The organism is Halomicroarcula saliterrae, assembly GCF_031624395.1.
GTDB classification, from domain to species: Archaea; Halobacteriota; Halobacteria; order Halobacteriales; family Haloarculaceae; genus Haloarcula; species Haloarcula saliterrae.
In genome coordinates, this window is sequence record NZ_JAMQON010000001.1 from 648,596 (window position 1) to 666,609 (window position 18,014).

At 66.4% G+C, this 18,014-nt stretch carries 18 protein-coding genes; 14 read left to right on the forward strand and 4 right to left on the reverse strand.

Annotated features, from left to right (window positions below; genetic code table 11):
* Positions 1–45 precede the first annotated feature (45 nt).
* From NDI56_RS03565 to NDI56_RS03590, 6 genes are all read left to right on the forward strand, one after another.
* Positions 46–1,221 (forward strand): hypothetical protein, encoded by a 1,176-nt coding sequence (locus tag NDI56_RS03565; RefSeq protein ID WP_310918051.1) that lies wholly within the window; start codon positions 46–48, stop codon positions 1,219–1,221.
* 39 nt (positions 1,222–1,260) lie between these two features.
* Positions 1,261–2,157 carry a phosphoribosyltransferase HisG-related protein gene (locus NDI56_RS03570; RefSeq protein ID WP_310918052.1) on the forward strand — a complete coding sequence of 299 codons (897 nt, stop codon included), beginning with the start codon at positions 1,261–1,263 and terminating at the stop codon, positions 2,155–2,157.
* Between the two features lie 273 nt (positions 2,158–2,430).
* On the forward strand, positions 2,431–2,955 hold the full coding sequence (locus NDI56_RS03575) for a DUF7344 domain-containing protein (protein ID WP_310918053.1): 525 nt from the start codon (positions 2,431–2,433) through the stop codon (positions 2,953–2,955).
* Positions 2,956–3,295: 340 nt separating this feature from the next.
* Positions 3,296–3,871 carry a metal-dependent hydrolase gene (locus NDI56_RS03580; protein ID WP_310918054.1) on the forward strand — a complete coding sequence of 192 codons (576 nt, stop codon included), beginning with the start codon at positions 3,296–3,298 and terminating at the stop codon, positions 3,869–3,871.
* A 51-nt stretch (positions 3,872–3,922) separates the two neighbouring features.
* The gene (locus NDI56_RS03585; protein ID WP_310918055.1) at positions 3,923–4,273 is read left to right on the forward strand and encodes a HalOD1 output domain-containing protein; all 351 of its coding nucleotides are present in this window, start codon (positions 3,923–3,925) and stop codon (positions 4,271–4,273) included.
* A 100-nt stretch (positions 4,274–4,373) separates the two neighbouring features.
* On the forward strand, positions 4,374–4,730 hold the full coding sequence (locus NDI56_RS03590; RefSeq protein WP_310918056.1) for a DUF5658 family protein: 357 nt from the start codon (positions 4,374–4,376) through the stop codon (positions 4,728–4,730).
* Positions 4,731–4,734: 4 nt separating this feature from the next.
* Here NDI56_RS03590 and NDI56_RS03595 read toward each other — a convergent pair whose 3' ends face one another.
* Positions 4,735–5,268 carry an HTH domain-containing protein gene (locus NDI56_RS03595; RefSeq protein ID WP_310918057.1) on the reverse strand — a complete coding sequence of 178 codons (534 nt, stop codon included), beginning with the start codon at positions 5,266–5,268 and terminating at the stop codon, positions 4,735–4,737.
* Between the two features lie 500 nt (positions 5,269–5,768).
* Between NDI56_RS03595 and NDI56_RS03600 the strand changes: the two genes are divergently transcribed.
* Positions 5,769–6,107, forward strand: coding sequence for a DUF7344 domain-containing protein (locus tag NDI56_RS03600; protein ID WP_310918058.1), 339 nt, complete (start codon positions 5,769–5,771; stop codon positions 6,105–6,107).
* Between the two features lie 73 nt (positions 6,108–6,180).
* Here the strand turns inward: NDI56_RS03600 and NDI56_RS03605 are convergent, their stop codons facing one another.
* On the reverse strand, positions 6,181–7,182 hold the full coding sequence (locus NDI56_RS03605) for a GNAT family N-acetyltransferase (RefSeq protein WP_310918059.1): 1,002 nt from the start codon (positions 7,180–7,182) through the stop codon (positions 6,181–6,183).
* Positions 7,183–7,439: 257 nt separating this feature from the next.
* On the opposite strand from NDI56_RS03605, the gene NDI56_RS03610 reads away from it, so the two are divergent.
* Positions 7,440–8,519 (forward strand): DUF1616 domain-containing protein, encoded by a 1,080-nt coding sequence (locus NDI56_RS03610; RefSeq protein WP_310918060.1) that lies wholly within the window; start codon positions 7,440–7,442, stop codon positions 8,517–8,519.
* Positions 8,520–8,807: 288 nt separating this feature from the next.
* Here NDI56_RS03610 and NDI56_RS03615 read toward each other — a convergent pair whose 3' ends face one another.
* Positions 8,808–9,917 (reverse strand): Gfo/Idh/MocA family protein, encoded by a 1,110-nt coding sequence (locus tag NDI56_RS03615; protein WP_310918061.1) that lies wholly within the window; start codon positions 9,915–9,917, stop codon positions 8,808–8,810.
* 226 nt (positions 9,918–10,143) lie between these two features.
* Between NDI56_RS03615 and NDI56_RS03620 the strand changes: the two genes are divergently transcribed.
* Positions 10,144–11,163, forward strand: a complete 1,020-nt coding sequence (locus NDI56_RS03620; protein WP_310918062.1) for a glycosyltransferase family 2 protein — start codon at positions 10,144–10,146, stop codon at positions 11,161–11,163.
* A gap of 92 nt (positions 11,164–11,255) precedes the next feature.
* Positions 11,256–12,650: a hypothetical protein gene (locus NDI56_RS03625; RefSeq protein WP_310918063.1), complete on the forward strand. Its 1,395-nt coding sequence runs from the start codon at positions 11,256–11,258 to the stop codon at positions 12,648–12,650.
* Here the strand turns inward: NDI56_RS03625 and NDI56_RS03630 are convergent.
* Complete coding sequence (locus tag NDI56_RS03630; protein ID WP_310918064.1) at positions 12,647–14,257, reverse strand: alkaline phosphatase family protein; 1,611 nt, start codon at positions 14,255–14,257, stop codon at positions 12,647–12,649. The two genes, NDI56_RS03625 and NDI56_RS03630, sit on opposite strands and share 4 nt — an antisense overlap.
* A 267-nt stretch (positions 14,258–14,524) precedes the next feature.
* Between NDI56_RS03630 and NDI56_RS03635 the strand changes: the two genes are divergently transcribed.
* The 4 genes from NDI56_RS03635 to aglF all read left to right on the forward strand — a co-directional run bounded on the left by NDI56_RS03635 (position 14,525) and on the right by aglF (position 18,009).
* Positions 14,525–16,036, forward strand: a complete 1,512-nt coding sequence (locus tag NDI56_RS03635) for a hypothetical protein (RefSeq protein ID WP_310918065.1) — start codon at positions 14,525–14,527, stop codon at positions 16,034–16,036.
* Positions 16,037–16,038: 2 nt separating this feature from the next.
* Positions 16,039–16,239 (forward strand): hypothetical protein, encoded by a 201-nt coding sequence (locus tag NDI56_RS03640; protein WP_310918066.1) that lies wholly within the window; start codon positions 16,039–16,041, stop codon positions 16,237–16,239.
* A gap of 58 nt (positions 16,240–16,297) precedes the next feature.
* Positions 16,298–17,170, forward strand: a complete 873-nt coding sequence (locus NDI56_RS03645; RefSeq protein ID WP_310918067.1) for a 3-keto-5-aminohexanoate cleavage protein — start codon at positions 16,298–16,300, stop codon at positions 17,168–17,170.
* A 62-nt stretch (positions 17,171–17,232) separates the two neighbouring features.
* Positions 17,233–18,009 (forward strand): UTP--glucose-1-phosphate uridylyltransferase AglF, encoded by a 777-nt coding sequence (gene aglF, locus NDI56_RS03650; RefSeq protein ID WP_310918068.1) that lies wholly within the window; start codon positions 17,233–17,235, stop codon positions 18,007–18,009.
* Positions 18,010–18,014: the final 5 nt, after the last annotated feature.

The following is an 18,014-nucleotide window of genomic DNA, read 5'->3' on the forward strand; positions in this document are numbered from 1 at the left end:
GGCGCCGGAGTACCTTTATTACTTGAGGGGTACGGAGTACCATACATGAGTGATTCGCAAGCGTATGAGGCGATTACCGTCGCCTCTGATGGGGTTACCGTCACCAAGCGATTCGAGGCCGACGAGTTCCCCGTCCCCGCCATCGCGTTCAACGTCGTGTCGAAACGGTCCGAGACAGTCAGTATCCGGCTGGTCGACAGCGTCCCCGACGACGTGGCCGTCGAGGACCTGGGCTTTCACCCCGAGTACGGCTCGGAGTTCTGGGACATCAACGACGACCAGATAACCTTCGAGAAGGAGATCGAGTCCGACAGCGACTACACGACGGTGTACGGCATCCGGGCGACGGGGACCGACGACGTCGAGAAGTTCCTCACCGAGCCACAGATAGAGAGCGTCGACCCGCCGCTGGACGAGGACGAGGCCGACCTCGTCGGCGGCGGCAACAACGCCGTCAAGGACGTCATCGCGGGCGAGTCAGACAGCGTTCCCGGCCTCGAGGACGACGAGGACGAGGACATCGAAACGCTGAATCTGAAAGACCCCAACAGCGAGGCGGCCGGGGCGACGGAGGGCGACGATACGGAGGCCGAGACGACGGAGAGCGACGCCGAGGGCCCCGAACCGGCCACGGGCAACGTCGTCGCGGCGATGGCCAACGAGATTCGCCAGAACAACGTCTCGGCACAGGACGTGAAGCTGCTCAAGCGGGCGCTCGACGCCGTCTCACAGGACAGCGACCCCGAGGGCGGGGTCAACACGGCCCGTATCAACCGCATCCAGAACGACATCGCGGATCTGCGCGCGTACACGGACGCGCTCGAAGAGTTCCTCGCCGAGAACGGCACCGGCGACGAGGTCATCGAGGAGTTCAACGAGCGCCTCGACAGCTTCGATAGCCAGCTCAACTCCTTCGAGAGCCAGCTCGACTTCTTCGAGACGGAGATCGACAGCGCGACCTCGGCTGTGGCGACAGCCACCGACGAAATCGAGGAACTCGACGGCGAGGTCGGTTCGCTGGAGAACGGCCTCGACGATGTCGAGGGCACCGTCGACAGTATCGAGGGCGACCTCTCGGCGCTCGAGGCCGAAATCGACGACGTGCGCGAGGAGATCGGCGAGGGCGAACTGGACGAACGGCTCTCCGAGGTCGAAGAGGAGATAGTCCAGCTCAAAGAGTGGCGCGAGCAGCTCTCCTCGGTCATCGGCGGCGGCGAGTAACCGAACTGGTTTTATCCGCGCCCACGGTTGATTGGGCTAATGACGACGACCAGAGTGGCCGTGCCCCGCAAAGGGCGGCCTCTCGAAGCCGTACTGGAACGGCTCGCGGCCCGGACCGGAACGACCGAGCTGGCCGACGACATCATCTCGACGCTGCGCTACGAGAAAGACCTGACCAAGGGTAACCAGTCCGCGGACCACGACGTCTACCACCGACTCGCTTCGTACTCCGACCTCGGGACCCCGGCCCGGCCCGAGTTTACACTCTTGCGGGACGACCGCGAGGGGATGCCGCGCCGTATCGTCTTCGACAGCGTGACGGTCCCGACGGACCACGGCGAGGTCCAGCTCGTCGGGCGCGAGGAACCGTTCCGTGCGCTGCGGACACACGAGTTCGCGCTCGGGTTCGACAGCGCCGACCTCGTGCTGGAGGAGGTCGTCGAGCTCCAGCAAGAGGCCCTGCGGACCATCGGCGAGATAAACGACCGCATCGACCCGCTGGACACCGACGTTCGGGTGGTCACCGGGCTCGGCGACACGGTGTATCACACGTTGCTGGCAAAGCCCGCGGTTCTCGATACGCAACAGGGGGCACTGGACCGGGAGTTCGTCCGGAACTACGCGGGCGATATCTGCATCTCCCCGCGGTACGAGCGGCTCATCGAGGCCGTTCTCGGGACGGGAGCCCTCGACGATATCACGTTCACCTACCCCGAGTCCGGGCAGGAGGAGGAGGCCGCGATAGCCGAGACCGGGCTCGGGGTGTATCTGACCGTCACCGGGTCGACCGCGCGGGAGTACGACCTCGAACTCGGCGAACAGCTGTTCCCCAGCGAGACAGTCCTCCTGGAGAACGACACCGAGCGGACACCGACGACGGGTCGCGTCGCGGAGCTTTTCAGCGAACCCACCGAGACGGCGCTCCGGTCGCTCTGATCGGTCACGGAGCGACGGTCAGTCAACCGCTACCGTCTCGTCGGATGACTACTCGCTAGCGCGGCCAGAGCCATCCGCCGACCAACTGGGCACCACCGTCGCTGTCGGGGCGGCTGCGTTTCCCGGCTATTGGGACGGACAGCACCGGTAATTGTCGCTGTCAGCCGGGTAACGACGCTGTAACAAATGGGTATCCGGCGCTCGGTTTGTTCGTAACGTTGCCGTCGACCCGCGGAGGAACAGCACCACGAGCAATCAAAGGCGACGTATGCGATGGATCAAAACAACACCGAACTCACACGCGACCGTATCTTCGATATCCTCAGTAGTCCACGCAGACGGTACGTGCTCTACTTCCTGCGAACGGAGCCCAACCCCATCCAGTTGACTGATCTGGCCGAGCACGTCGCCGCCTGGGAGAACGACACGACCGTCGAGGACCTGTCGACCCAGCAGCGAAAACGGGTCTACGTCTCGCTGTATCAGACGCATCTGCCGAAACTGGCGGAGTCCGGACTCGTCAACTACGACGAGGAGTCCGGGGACGTCTCTATCGCTTCGAAGGCGAGCGAGATCGACCCGCTGCTGGGCGAGCAACAGTCACAGCCGGCGTGGTACATCTACTACTTCGGACTGGCCGTGTTGAGTACGCTCCTGATCGTGGCGTCGGTCGCCGGCCTCGGTATCTCACAGGGGCTCCTCGCTGTGGGGATTGTTGGAGCGTTCGTCCTTCTGACCGTCGTCCACGTGGTGTACGAGTGGCGAAAGCAGGCACCGCCGGCGGAGTTCCGTGAATGAGGTCGTTCATTCGGCGTCGTCCGGGAGCAGCTGTTCGGGTGTGCGCAGATACGTCGGCGTGTTCGCGAACTCCGTCATGCGCTCGAGTTCCTTGTCGGTAATGTGTTCTGGCATCATACAGGTGCTCCACTGGGGAGTCGTTAGTAATTGAGTTCATAGCTGGGAGAATGTAGTTTGTACTACCCCGCCACTGCGTCGGTCGACGGCCGGACCCGACTCTCCCAATCCGCGGGATAAGCCCGGTGAGAGCGCCGGTATAGGAAGGATAACAATGTGTCGTTCACCCGGTAGCGCTCCCGTGTACCTGACTACTGCCGGCGGCTGGAGGTGTCGTCACTAGATGTGGCCGTGGGAACATCTCGCAGTCGGCTACGTCGTGTTCTCGATGTGGTGTCGCGCGACCGGGCGTGACCGGCCCGGGACAGGCGCTGTCGTCGCGGTCGCGGTCGGGTCGCAGTTCCCGGACCTCGTCGACAAACCCCTGGGATGGGGCACCACGCTGTTGCCGTCGGGCACCTCTCTCGCGCACTCGCTGCTCGTGGCGCTCCCGGTCGCCGTAGTGGCCGTGGCGCTCGGGCGCTGGCTCGCTCGACCGACGGTCGGGGTCGCGTTCGCCCTGTCGTATCTCGCCCATCTCCCGGGCGACGTGGTGTATCCACTCCTACTGGGGGACGAGCCGAAACTCGCCTTCCTGCTGTGGCCGGTCGTGCCCGCCGAGCCGACCCCACCGACGGCCGTCTTCGGCCGCGCGGGCAAACTGTTCGGCGAGTTTCTGGCGGCGCTCTCGACGCCGGCCGGAACCGCGTTCCTCGTCGTCGAGGCGGTGCTTCTGGGCACCGCTGTCCTGCTCTGGCGGGCGGATGGCCACCCGGGACTCGAACTGTTCCGTCGTCGCTCGGCCGACAGAACCAGCTAACCCACCGGAAAATTTATCTCCGGATGGATTTTTGTTGTGTTTAGTAGAAAAATGAGTGGTCCGGACCCAACGCACACGCTCGGCGACCACCCGAACACCGACGCGGCCGAGTGTGTGGGCGACGACGGCCCGACGTACAATCCGAGAACCGACACGTACGTCGGGACGTTCGACGTAGAGTCGGCGAGTGTCGCCGTGATGGAAGCGCTCGCCGCTATCAGACACTGTGAACCCACGGAGCTCGAACCGCTGTACGACTCGGTCGACCCCGACGCGCTCGACCGACTGGTCGAGTCCTCGTCGAACGGTGTCCGGGTGACGGTACACATCGACGGCTTCGAGGTCGTCGTCACCGGCGACTGTCGGCTCGAAATCACCCCGCCCTCGGAACCGTCTATCTGACCGCCCCCCTCCCGGCAGGCTGACGCTACTGCGCGGGAGCGTCGCGCAGGCCCGTTTTTATCCACTGTGTTACGATTACGGGGCGGTCCGGACTCCGGGCGTGAGACAGACGTTTCGTGAAGAGGCGGTGTACGTCTCCGGCTCCCGACTCCGGTGTGACCACCTGCTGTGGGGTCTCGTGCTCGCCGCCGCCGCCGGTGACCTGGTGTTGACGCTTTTCGGGCTGTCGCTGTGTTTCACAGAGGCCAACCCGGTCGCGCGCGCGGTGCTCGACGTCGGCGGTGGCGCTGGGCTGCTGGCCCTGAAACTGACCGCGGTGGCGCTTCTCTTCGCTATCTATCAGCACGTGCGGCCGCTGTACCGCCGCGCGGCCCTGGTCGCGTTCTTCGTCCCGCAACTGCTCGCCGTCGGACACAACAGCCTCTTGCTCGCGCAGTACGCCGCCGCCTGCCCGTAGCGACTCAGGCCGACTCGTCGATCAGCACCCGCTCGCCCGCGGGCGTCCGCTGTCGCGTCAGGTAGGAGACGAGGTCTTCCGGCGTGTACGCTGTCCCGTCGACGACACACGGGAAGACGGCCGCGAGCGAGTCGCGCTCGTAGAGGGCGATACACCGGCACGGGGGGACGATTCGACGGAAGGCGCCCTCGCTGTACTCGGTGGTCACGTTCGAGACGCGGAAGAAGGGCGAAATCGAGAACTGGCTGTCGGCCGCGAGGTCGTAGAACTCCTCTATGGAGTCGACGATGCGCTGCCCGCTACCGACCTCGGAGAGCGGGCTCCCCGTGCAGATACTGTTACCCCAGACGAGCAGGTCGACGCCGTCGAGCACGTCCCGTTCGGCGAGGGTATCGAGCCCGTCGACGAGCCGGTCCTGACCGTCCTTACAGGCGACCGGCGCGAGGGACTTGACGAACACGGTCGCCGAGAGGTCTGTGTCCGTCGAAGGTACGAGTGTATCGAGTGTTGCCGGGTCGAGCGAATCGTCTGTTCTCATTTGTAACACGTAGCGATGGCTCGACAGTCGTCATAAACAGGTAGGACGTTTTCGACGGATAGACGTATCTTACCGGCTGTGAACGGTAGATTGGGGGAGAGCGTCAACGCAGACCGGACGACGACGGCCGCCGTCGTGATTGGCCGTAGTGGGGGTGGGGTGGGTGAGTTGGCAAGGGATGGACCGGTGGCCAGTATATGCGGATGTTTGCTCTCCCCGCGACTGGACTAACTTGTCACAGTCGCATTGTTATTCCGTCGTTAGTCCGGGTAGGCCCCGTCATACGTGCTGTCGAGCGCGTGCCGTACGGGGTACTCGCCAGTCGCCCCAGCGGAAGGTGCTGGATAACTACGGCTATCTCCCCGTTCACCTCACTGTGATGCTCACGTCAATACGTCACACGCCAGGCCAGCTCGCAGTGGTAGCGCTCGGACCGTCGCTTCTCAGGGCCCGGACCACTGCAGAGTGATGACCGAGAGCGACCGCTGGGAGTGTGACAGATGGTAATCGACGACGAGCCGGTGGCCGCCCCGGGGGGGCCACCGTCTGAGCGACTGGAGCTACTGGCATCGAAGCGCCGGCAGACACTGCTCGAAGTGCTCTCGGACTCCGCCGAAGACGTCCACACTCTCGAATCGCTGGCGACAGCGATCGCCCAGACCGAACAGGGGACGGAGCTCGGAGCGCGGCCGCCCCGCCGGGTGTGTCTCTTCCTCCATCACGTCCACCTCCCCAAGCTCGACGACGCCGACATCGTCGACTACGACCCACAGCACAAGCTCGTCGAGTACACCGGCGACGGGCGGATAGAGCGCTTGCTCGCCTCCACTGGCCGGTGACCGCCAGTCGGGCCGTCGTCGGCGGATAGCCGACAGATTGGCTGTCGTCGGCGGATAGCCGACAGACACTAACTCACGTGAGTCGGCGATACAGCCGCGCGGCGGTCCCGACCCCGGCCGAGCTCCGTTCCAGCGAGTGATACGTCCGGAGCGCCGGGGCGAACTTGGATTTGTACCGCGAGAGCCGGGGGTCGTTGGCACCGACGAGGTCGTAGGCGCCGACGCCCCGCGACGTGGCCTCGCGCAACACCACCCAGTGCAGCAGGTCGTTGACGTCGTGTTCGGTCTGCTGCTTTGCCGTCCCCTGCCAGTTGTAGACGCGCTCGCCGTCGTCGAGTACGAGCGAGCCGCCGACGAACTCACCGTCGACGGTGCAGGCGTACGGCCGGAGATACCCCTCGGGCAGCGCCTCGTACAGCGCCCGGACGAAGTCGGTCGACAGCGGGAACTCGATGTCCTGTTGCTCGTGGCGGTCCTGTACCTGCGTGATGATCCGCCCGACCGCGTCCGCCCCTGCTTCGGACACCGAGCAGTGTTCCTGTGCGTCCCGGACGTTCGAGCGCGCGTCGCGGCTGAACCGGTCTTTCAGTGTCTCGGGCTCGGTGTCGAGTTCGACGACGTAGGAGAACCGGGGCGTCTCCTCGAACTGTGCCCAGTCGAACGGGCGGGGGTCTGGCGCTCCGACCGACGTTCGGACGTGGACGTACGCCGGGTCGTGGTGTTCGTCGAGCCACGAGAGGCTCCCGTCGATGAGCCGTCTGCGGCGCTTTTCGGTACTGTAGGGCTTCATCCCCGGCTGGGACACCACGACCGGGCCGAGATAGGGCACCTTCTGTTCGGGCGGGGGCGAAAACGCCGCGGTTAGCGGCCCCTTCGACACTGTAAACAGCGGGAACAGCCCGACTGGTTCCTGGCCCTTGTAGGCCATCAGCGGGTGGAGCCCGGCGTCCGCGTAGTCGGCAAACACCTCCAGAGCCTCGAAGCGATGGAACGGCGTCCGCTCGGGCGTCCGTTCCAGAGCGTCGTTCCACGTCGCCGCCTCGTCCCGCGTGAGTTCGGTGAGCTCTATGCCCATCTATCGGCCCCCCGCCGTAGGTGTGAGACAGTCGTATACCGGCATTGGTCGGTTGAACCGTCGCGAGGACCTCCGGTAAGTATAACCGCCTTACCGGCCACCCGGTGCCGTCCCGCGGCGACGCGCGTTCGTACGGCCGGTCCCGGTACGATAGCTATAACAAAACGACGCGTCCCGATATCCCCAACCCGTACTATGTCTGTGGCCAGGACCGGACGAGAGCCGGTGTCGACGCCCCGAACACGGGTGACTGCTCGGTGAGCGCGCCGGAGACGGCCCGCCGAATGGTGAAGTCGACGCTAGAGCTCGTCCCGCTCGATATCGTTATCGTCCTCGCGTACGTGGCGTTCGCAACGGCCGCTGTCGGCGCCGGCGACGGCTCTATCGCGCAGTTTCTCGTCGGCGTCGGGCTGGTCCTCTTCGCGCCCGGCTACGCCGTCGTCGCGGCGTTGTTCCCGGAACGACCCCGCCGACGTGAGGCCCGACCCCCAACCAGCGTCCTCGCGCTCACACGACCCCACGACGGGGTGTTGATACGGGAGCGACTGGCGCTTTCGTTCGGCGTGAGCGTGCTGTCGATTCCGATTTTCGCGGTCGTGCTGGGCGCCGCCGGCGTCCCGCTGACGCTGGAATCGACGCTCTGGGCCGTCTGGACGACCGTGGTCCTCGGCGCCATCGTCGGGACGGTCCGGCGGTTCGCGCTCCCGGAGGGGCGACGCTTCGACCTGCGGTCGGCCGCCCGGCGCGTAGGGACTCCCCGCCCGCTCGCCGACGACTCGGCGACTACGCTGCTGACTGTCGGGCTCTGCTGTGTGGTCGTCCTCGCGCTGGGCGCGTTCACCGTCGCTATCGCCGGTCCGACGCAGTCGATGTCCTACACCAGCGCCTCCGTGCTGACGCCCGGCTCGGACGGCGAGCCGGTGGCGAGTGGCTACCCGCTCAACGTCTCGCGGGGTGAGTCGTATCCGCTCGTCGTCCGTGTCACCAACAACTACGAGACTGCGGCCGACTACACCGTCGTCGCACGGCTCCAGCGGGTCGACGGACAGACGGTCCGGACCGGTGAGGAGGTGTGGCGGGGGAGACAGCGCCTCGGCGTGAACGAGACGTGGACCCGGAACCACACCGTGACGCCGACCATGGCCGGGCAGGACCTCCGGCTCACGTACTTCGTCTACCGCGGTGCAGTCCCCGAGAACGTCAGCACCGCGACGGCCGACAAGGTGCTGTATCTCCGAGTGGACGTGTTCCCGGGCGGAGGGGCGGCGGGGACGCAGTCGTCCGGCGGTCCGTCCGCTCGACCCCGGTCGCCGGGCGGTGGCGGCGCCGGCGGCTGACTAGGGACGGGAGCGCCGGCACCGGGGCCGGCGGCTGAGAGGCTCGGGACACCCGCCCCGGCGCCGCTGTGTCGAAAATCGCTACAGCAACCGCTGTGCGGTCTGTGGACGAACGCAGCGACAGTGCGCTGTCAGGGGTCTCCGGAACCACTCTGTCACTGACTCTCGGGGTCGGATGGATGTCGGGTTCACGGGACCGCCGGCGCGGGGTCCGGCTGGGTACCGGTCGGGTTCAGAAGAGCGCGGTAGCGTTATCGCGACCCCTTCGACGGTCGACGAGTGGCCCGCTTACGTGCCATCGGTACTCAGCGGGACGGTCTGTTCCTCGTCGGCGTCGTCCGCCGTTTCCCTGATGGCCTCCATGATTCGCAGCGTCCACGTCCCCTCTGTCACTGGGACCGGCATCGAGTCGCCGCGCTGTATCGCTTCGACCTCCTCGCTGAACTGGTAGCTGTGGGAGTCGAGGTTCCGGACCGACTCCCAGTCCTCGTCGATACTGCGGCGAGCCACGGCCACGAGGTTCTCGGCCGTCCCCCGGATGCGGCCGAGGATGTGGTCGACGTTGGCCATCGCCCGGTTCTTCGGCGAGGCCTGGTAGTCGCGGTCGAGGACGGTCACCGACTGGGAGACGACGTCGATTTCGAGGCTCCCGCGGTCGCCGTGTATCTGGATGGTCTTGTGTGGCACGTCGCTTGCCACCACCGTCCCGCTACAGAGCACGCCGTCGTCGGTGGTGTAGTGAAACTGGACGCTGTCGTAATCGAACTCCTGTTTGTAATCGTGTTTCAGCGACGAACTCGCCTGAATCGACTCCGGGCTGGACGGATAGCCGCCGAGGTTCAGCACCATGTATATCGGGTGGGGGAGCCCCTCCTCGAACTCGCCGCCGGGGAGCTCGAAGGCCCACGCGCCCCGGCGCACGTCGTCCGGGAACGTCTCGCCGGCGTACAGCAGGTCGACCGACCGGAGCTCGCCGATGGTCCCGTTCTCGATGTAGGTCCGTGCTTTCCGCATCGCCGGCGAGAAGTTGTGGTTGTGGACGACCGACACCGTCGCGTCGTGTTCTTCGGCGAGCCGTTCCAGTTCCTGTGCCTCCTCGACGGACTCGGTGACCGGCTTCTCTATCAGGACGGGGATGCCGTCCTCGATAGCCATCCGGGCCAGTTCGAGATGCGTGCCCACGGGCGTACAGAGGTGAATCCAGTCCAGCGACTCCCGTGCGAGCATCCCCTCGAAGTCCGCGTACGCGTTGATGTCGTACTCGGTGGCTTTCTCCCTGGCACGCGATTCGTCGAGATCGCAGATTGCGACGAGGTTCGTCTCCGGGCACTGTTCGAGTCCGGAGAGGTGGTAATCGGACACCACACCGCCGCCGACGACCGCAGTTTCCAGTGTCATCGTAACATCACCCCGCGTCTGAATATATTGTTATAGCCGGGATGCCCCGGGGTAGCGGTCCGCTACCCAGAGGTCGCTCGGCCGACACGCCCGCAGAAACTTGGAATACTGATACGTATCTCCGGATTCCGAGTAACTGGCGCGAAAGACAGATATAACAATGACTGGACAAGTCGACGGCTGAACCGAGAATGGTCGCCAACTGTGTACACGAGGTGTGGTCGTGATGTACGACGGTGCAACGGTCGCCGTGGTCGTGCCGGCGTACAACGAATCCGGACTGGTCGGCAGCGTCATCGAGACGGTGCCGGGGTACGTCGACCGGGTGTACGTTGTCGAGGACGGCTCCACCGACGACACGTGGGAGGAAATCCGGCAGACCGCCCGCCGCGTCAACGCCGCGACGGAGCCCGACGCGGGGTTCGACCGTCGCGTCGTTCCCATCCGCCACGAGGAGAACCGCGGTGTCGGCGGCGCTATCAAGACCGGCTACCTCGCCGCTCGCGACGACCGAATCGACGTGACCGCGGTGATGGGCGGGGACGCACAGATGCGGCCCGAGCTGCTGGAGGGCGTCATCGCACCCGTCGTCGACGGCGAGGCCGACTACGTCAAGGGCAATCGACTGCTCGACGCCGACCACCGCGAGGGGATGCCGACGTTTCGCTACGTCGGGAACCGAATCCTGACGTGGCTGACCAGAATCGCCAGCGGCTACTGGACCGTCGGCGACCCGCAGAACGGGTACACCGCTATCTCCCTCGACGCGCTGGAGCGGGCCGGTATCGAGGGGATGTACGAGTACTACGGCTACTGCAACGACCTCCTGGTCAGGCTCAACGTCGCCGGGCTCCGCGTGCTCGACGTCCCTCGGCCGGCGAACTACGGGGAGGAGGAGAGTCACATCGACTACCGCTCGTACATCCCCCGCGTCTCGGTGATGCTGTTCCGGGGGTTCCTCCGGCGGCTCTGGCGGAAACACGTGGTGGACGACGCCCATCCGATGGCCGCGCTCTACGGCGCGTCCGCGGCGTCTGTCTGTTATGCCGTCGCCCGCACACTGCGTCGCGGCGGGGACGGCGGACGCTCCCGGCTCCTCGCGACGCTGCTCGCGAGCGGCCTGTTCCTGGTCGCGGCCCTCCTGCTGGACCGCACACACGACGCCACGCTCGACCAGCGACGTGAGACCGTCACGCGCAGTACGCCGACACAGTCGCCCGCGCCGAGGTCGGTCGAACAGGACTGAGCGAGTGCCGCCGTCTCCACAGGAGTATCTTATCACCGTGGCCGAGCGGACACGCTGGGAATAACAATAGCGTGACCGCCGTTTGTCCGGATGTGACCCCTGATTGGACACGACGGCAACTCGTTTCGAGACTCGGTGGGGTAGCCCTGCTCGGCGCGCTTGCCGGGTGTCCCAGCCCCGATGCCCCCGATATCGACGCCCCGCCCGGCCCCGACGGCGGGGCGCCACGGACCGAACCACCGGCCGGACAGCGGGACCGCCCGGTACCCTCGGCGTACGACAGCGTCGTCGACATCACCGAGGCCGGTGCCGACCCCGAGGGCGAGGAGTCGATCGTCTCGACGCTCTCGGATATCGACACCGACAACACGCTCGTTCGGTTCCCCCCGGGAACCTACCACATGGACGATACGTGGGGCCCTTCGGGTGCCGAGCGTCTGGGCCTCTACGGCCCGGAAGCGACCATCACCACCGTCGAGGAGTTCACCGGGCCGCTGTTCAGCCTCGGCACCGACAGCGAGGTGAAGAACCTCTTTGTCGGCGGCTTCACGTTCGACTTCACGCCCTCGAACACCGGTCCCAGACCCATCAACGCCAGCGTACGCAGAAACATGCGGGTCTCGAACGTCACCGTCCGCGGCGCGCTCGACCTCGACCAGGACGGGATGCGCTTCGGCGTGAGCGACGCGGACGGTACCGGCCTCGTCTGGAACATGCGACTCCCCGACGGCGGCGACCCGGAGTACAAGAACACCGGCTGTTACGTCGGCGAGAACCACGTGGGCACGCTCGTCTTCCAGAACTGCCGTATCAACGGGTTCCCGGACAACGGCCTGTACGCCTCGCCGGCGAAGGGCCGCGTCAACGTCGTCGGCGGCCGGTATCTGAACAGCGGCGTCTCCAACATCCGCGTCAGCGGCCCGTCGACGGTCAAGGGCGTCATCGTCCGCTGTGACGAGAGCCGCGACGGCATCGAGAACATGCGGGGCATCCGGCTCCGGGGCGGCCGTGACATCGTCGTCGAGAACAGCCGCCTCGTCTTCGATTCGGTCACCTCCAGCGACGGCGCCATCACCTGTGCCGAGTGGCTCGACGCGGCGACCGTCCGGAACACCCACATCACGGTTCACGCCGACGACGTGGCGGGAATCCGGGCCAAACCACCGAACGGGTCGGGACAGCAAACCCGGACGCACCCGATTCAGATCCGGAACGTCCGCATCGACGGCTCGGCGAACAGCGGCGCAGCCGTCCGCATCAGCGAGCGCGCCGGGACACTGCTCTCGAACCTCTGTATCTGCCAGCACGGGGCCGACCGGGACGGCATCGTCGTCTCCGACGCGAGCGGGACGACCGTTCGCGGGTCGAACATCTCCGTCTCGGGGCAGCCACTGGCCACCGAGGGGCGCTCGATCACACGGAAGAACCTCTCTTTGCAGTCGACCCAGACCGGCGACCGGTCCTGTTCCTGTACGCAGAACCGCTAGCCGTCCTCGGAGATGTAGCCGAGATGTGCGAGCCGCTCGGCCACGTCGTGGTCCTCGCGCGTCGCGCCCGACATCCCCTCGTACGGCGGATACTGCTCGACCGGCGACGGCGTGACCACGGGGAGGGGCGTGCCGTCCATCCGGGCCGGACGGGGCACCTCAAGCACCGAGAGGACCGTCGGCGCCACGTCGAACAGATGTGCGTCCGCCAGTGACGCGGTCTCGTCGACACCCGCGCCGCTGACGGCCACGACCCCGTCGCGCTTGTGGTTCCAGGACTCCCGCGGCGTCCCGAAGTGGTCCCCCAGCAGGGAGCCGTTGAGGAAGTTCTGGAACGCCCGGGGGACCACCACGATGTCCGGCGCCGCCTCGGTGTAGGGCCCCTCGAAGACGGCCTCTCTGGGCGCGACGCGGTCGAAGACCGGTCGCCCGTCCGGGTCAGTCAGCTCCCGGAGTCGCCCGACGATGTCGCTGCGCACCGCGTCGTACTCCTCGGTGGCGACGACGCCCGCGGGCTCCCGTCCCTCGACGTTCAGGCGGATACCCAGCTCGATGCGGTCGCGCATGTACGCCTCTGAGGCCGGGAAATCCACCTGCTCAGTGCCGGCACGGACGGCGTCGGTCGGGGCGAGCGTGGCCACGGGCTCGGCCAGGCCCAGCGGTTCGAGCGCCCGCTGGATGCGCTGGCTCGTCAGGCCGACCCGCGCCAGCAGCTCCACACCGCGTTCGGCCACGCCCCGGTCCGGCGTCCCGCCCTCCTCGCCCTGCTGGAGGCGTTGCCGGGCGATGGCGTCCCAGGACGGCATCCCCTCGCCCTCGGCGGTCGTCTCGACGTGTCCCCAGTCCCGGAGGAACTCGTTGAGGCGGACCTCGTACCCCTCGTACTCCCCGATTCCGTGATCGCTGACCACGACGACGGTGTCCGGGTCGGTCGCGTCGAGGGCCGTCTCGACGGCGTCGTCCACCGCGCCGAAGACGCACTCGACGGCCTCGCGGTCCTCCGGGCGGCGGTGAAAGACGGTGTCGGTCTGCTGGAACTCCAGGAAGCCGAAGTCGGGCTCGAAGCGGTCGGCGAGGTAGGCGAAGGCGTCGCCCCGGGACCTCGCGTGGGCCGCGATGTCCGGTAAGGCCGCCTTTCCCGGGGTGTCCATCGGTCCGTAGACGGTGTACTCACCGGTGGCGTCGCGAACGTCGCGGAGAATTCCCTCCGGATGCCCGGGCGGGTCCTCGGGCGAGATGTACCCGGGGAGCACCGCCCCGTCGATGGCCCGTGCGGGCGCCGTGACGGGGACGTTCACGACGACGCTGCTGTGTCCCCGCTGGTCGAGGAGCTCCCAGAGGGCGTGTGCGCGGACGTCCGTCGCGTCGACCACGTCGTGGTCGTACCCGTCGAACGTGAGGAAGCCGTACACACCGTGTTTCCCCGGATTGACGCCGGTGTACAGCGACGGCCACGCGCTCGGTGTCCACGGTGGCAGCTGCGAGGTGAGCGGCCCGGTGGCACTTCGCTCGAACAGCGATTCGAGGGTCGGCACGACAGCGTCGTCGACGAGCGAGTCGAGTACTGGGACCGACACGCCGTCGAGCCCGAGTAGCAGTGTCCGCATCACCTGTACATCGCCGCGCCGAAATGCTTTGTTATCTTACACTTATCCGACGGGGACGGCCCGGAATTGATGGCTGCAGTGACTGTATGTCTGATTTACACGTTATTCGCGTACCGGGCGTACGGTTAAATTATGGCTGTGAGTTCCCAAACGAAAGGCGGCTGGTACGCACCCGGTATGCAAGCTCGCGATATCCCGCAGTAACTAGGAACACCATACTGACAAGGTGGCCAGAATGCCTTTTCCGGTAGGCATATCCTGACGGGTATGGCAGATAACCGCCGTGACGAGCCAGCTGGGAAAGCACATCGTACCAATCGACGGACGTTCATCCGAGGCGTCGGCATCACGGCCGCAGTCGCGGCCGTGGGCACGGCGTCCACGGGCGCCGCTTTCGGTGCCGACACCACCGTCGACCTGGGCGAGGAAGGGCTGCGTAACGGCGACTTAATCGACCCGTACCTCGACCGGCACTTCGCTGACGGCACCGAGGTACGGATTCCGGCCGGCGAGTACGACTACACCGGCGAGGGTCTGGGCGGCGACAGGGCCGACTGCGCGCTCGTCGGGTCCCCCGACGGCGTCACGTTCAACCGCCCCGAGGACCCGGAAGTCGAAGTCCGCCCGAGCATCATGGCGACGGCGGGGACGGTCCGCATCGAGAACATCACCATCCGCGGGAAACGCGGCGAGGCCCAGTCCCGCTGGCGCGTCGGCGCCGAGGAGGGCGCCACGATGGAGGTGTTCAACGTGAACGTCCCCGACGGCACCATCGACGGGTCGGACTCGACGGGGCTCTACGCCGGTTCGGACCACGCGGGGACGCTCCACTGCCGGGCCTGTTACTTCGAGAACATGGGCAACGTCGCGATGTACGTCTCGGACGCGTACACGGGTGGGGACGGGAAAGTCCTCGTCGAGGACTGCGTCTTCCGGAACATCAACTCCTCGATGGTTCGCTTTGCGCCCTCCGACAGCGTCGTTCGAGGCTGTTACTTCGAGGGGACCGAGGAACCGCCCGCCGACCACACCGGCGGCACCACGCTCCGCGGCATCAAGGTCGACGACGCCGGCACCAGCGCCCTCATCGAGGACTGTGACTTCTACTTCACGCGCGGGAGCAACCCGATTCGGCTCCACTATCGCGGCGAGGGCGGCTCCGGAACCGTTCGGAACGTCCGCATCTACAACGACGGCGACAGCGACGCCGTACAGCAGGACTGGGAGACCGAGGGTAACTGGGCGGGGGAGAACATCCATCTCACCGGGAGCGGGAACCTCGACGTCCCGGCCCACTTCGAGACCGTCACCGGCGGGGACGCCGAGGCGCCGACCACGGACTACAGCGTCTGGACGCCGGTCGACGACGAGCCGGGTAGTGAGAGTGCTACCTCGGGGGGAAACGGGACGCCGAAGGCGGCCGTCCCTGCGGACGGTGAGACGCTGTCGGTCGACGACGGTATCACCACGCGGACTCTCACGGCCCGCGCGAGCGACAGCACCGCCGGGCCCGCGTCGCTCCCGAACCGTCTGGAAATCGACGGCACCGGCGACGCCGAGGAGAACGCCCACTACGATTTCGCGGTCAGTGGCGAGCTCTCGCTCGACGAGGGCCGCACCGTCGTCGGCAGCGGCGAGACTCTGTGGCTGACCGGCGACATGAGTTCCGGCTCCGTCAGCGGCCACGTCCGCAACGGCGTGGACGCGTTCTTCTACAGCGGCACACTCGACCGCCTCGAAATCGACGGCGACGCCGACATCAACGTCTTCCACGGCTGACCATGGTGACGAAGACAGAGTGGGAACAGGTCCCGGAGGACCCCGACCCACACGAGAACCTCGGATACGAGATCGAGGAGCTGACCGTCATCCGGTCCGAGACGAACGACCAGTTCGTCTTCTTGCCGGCCGAGGAGTCCCACCTGCTGGAGGAGGCGTTCATCGTCGCCACGGCGGACGCCCTCGTCGAGCTAGAGCAGTAAGTCGGCGATAACTAAGCCTGTGACTCCGGTTCTGTCGTGCGGTGTCGGAGCCGCTTCGATGACATACAGTGATTACATCCGCGGCGACGAGGTCACGCTCGCCGTCGCCCCGACCGGCTACCGCTACTCGACGGACGTCAACGACTCGCTCCCCGTCACACCCGAGCGCGTGGCGACACACGTCTACGAGTCGATGGCTCTGGGCGCGACGGTCGCGCATCTCCACGGGCGCGACAGCGACGGGGCCCCCGACCCGGAGCGCCTGCCCGCCTTCGGCAGCGCGGTCCGGGAGCTGTGTGACGACGATATCCTGCTCGAATACGCCACCGCCCCGGACTGCCCGCTCGGCGATTTCCTCGCCGTCCTCGATTCGGCGCCCGTGCCCGCCCTCGCGACCGTCCGTCCGGGACCGACCCGGCACGGCTACCGGTCGGCCGCGGCGACGAGCCGGCGCGATACCGAACAGCTCGTCCGCGCGCTCGTCGACCGCGGCATCACACCGAACCTCCTCGTCACCGGCGGCCCGGACCTCCACGAGGTCGCCCGGCTCCGCGAGGCGTCGGTCCTCCCCGACCCGCCGGTGATAACGGTGAAACTGGGCGCGCCGGCGGGGGCCGTGGGCACGCCGCAGTCACTGCTCGCCCTCCTCGGTGCGGTCCCCGAGGACGCCCACTGCTTCGTCCGGGCGACCGGCCCGAACCAGTACCCGCTGACGACGCTCGCGTTCTTCCTCGGTGCCCACCCGATGGTCGGGATGGAGGACAACCTCTTTTTCGCCCCCGACCGACCCGTCGACCGAAACGCCCAGCTCGTCCGGACCGTGGCCCAGCTCGCCCAGCGCTCCCTCCGGGAGGTCGCAGCGGCCGACCACGCGAACGACCGGCTCACGCTGTCTGGGACTCGCACCGAACACGACGATGTCGAAGCCTAACGCCCCCGCTCGTCGCTAAGGCGGTGTATATCTTACTTTCCGGAGGTCTCTCTCCGCATACGATGGATGCAGTGATACTCGCGGCCGGCCAGGGGACTCGACTCCGCCCACTTACCGACGACAAGCCCAAGGGAATGGTCGAGGTGGACGGCAAACCGATACTCACACACTGCTTCGACCAGCTCATCGAGCTCGGCGCCGACGAGCTCTACGTCGTCGTGGGGTATCGGAAACAGGACATCATCAACCACTACGAAGACGAGTACAAGGGCGTGCCGATAACGTACACGCACCAGCGCGAACAGAAGGGGCTGGCACACGCCCTGCTCACCGTCGAGGAGCATATCGACGAGGACTTCATGCTCATGCTGGGGGACAACATCTTCCAGGCCAATCTCAACGACGTGGTCAACCGCCAGCAAGAGGAGCGGGCCGACGCCGCCTTCCTCGTCGAGGAGGTCCCCTGGGAGGAGGCCTCCCGCTACGGCGTCTGTGACACGAACAAGTACGGCGAGATTACCGAGGTCCTCGAGAAACCCGAAGAGCCGCCGTCGAATCTCGTGATGACCGGCTTCTACACGTTCACGCCGGCTATCTTCCACGCCTGTCAGCTCGTCCAGCCCTCCAACCGCGACGAGTACGAGATATCCGACGCCATCGACCTGCTGCTTCACTCCGGTCGGACCATCGACGCTATCCGGATGAACGGCTGGCGAAACGACATCGGTTACCCCGAAGACCGCGACGAGGCCGAACAGCGCCTCCGTGGCGAACTCGACAGCGACGAGGACCACTCGGAGACAACCGAGGACGACGCCGCGTCCGTGGCGTCCGAGTAACCCGC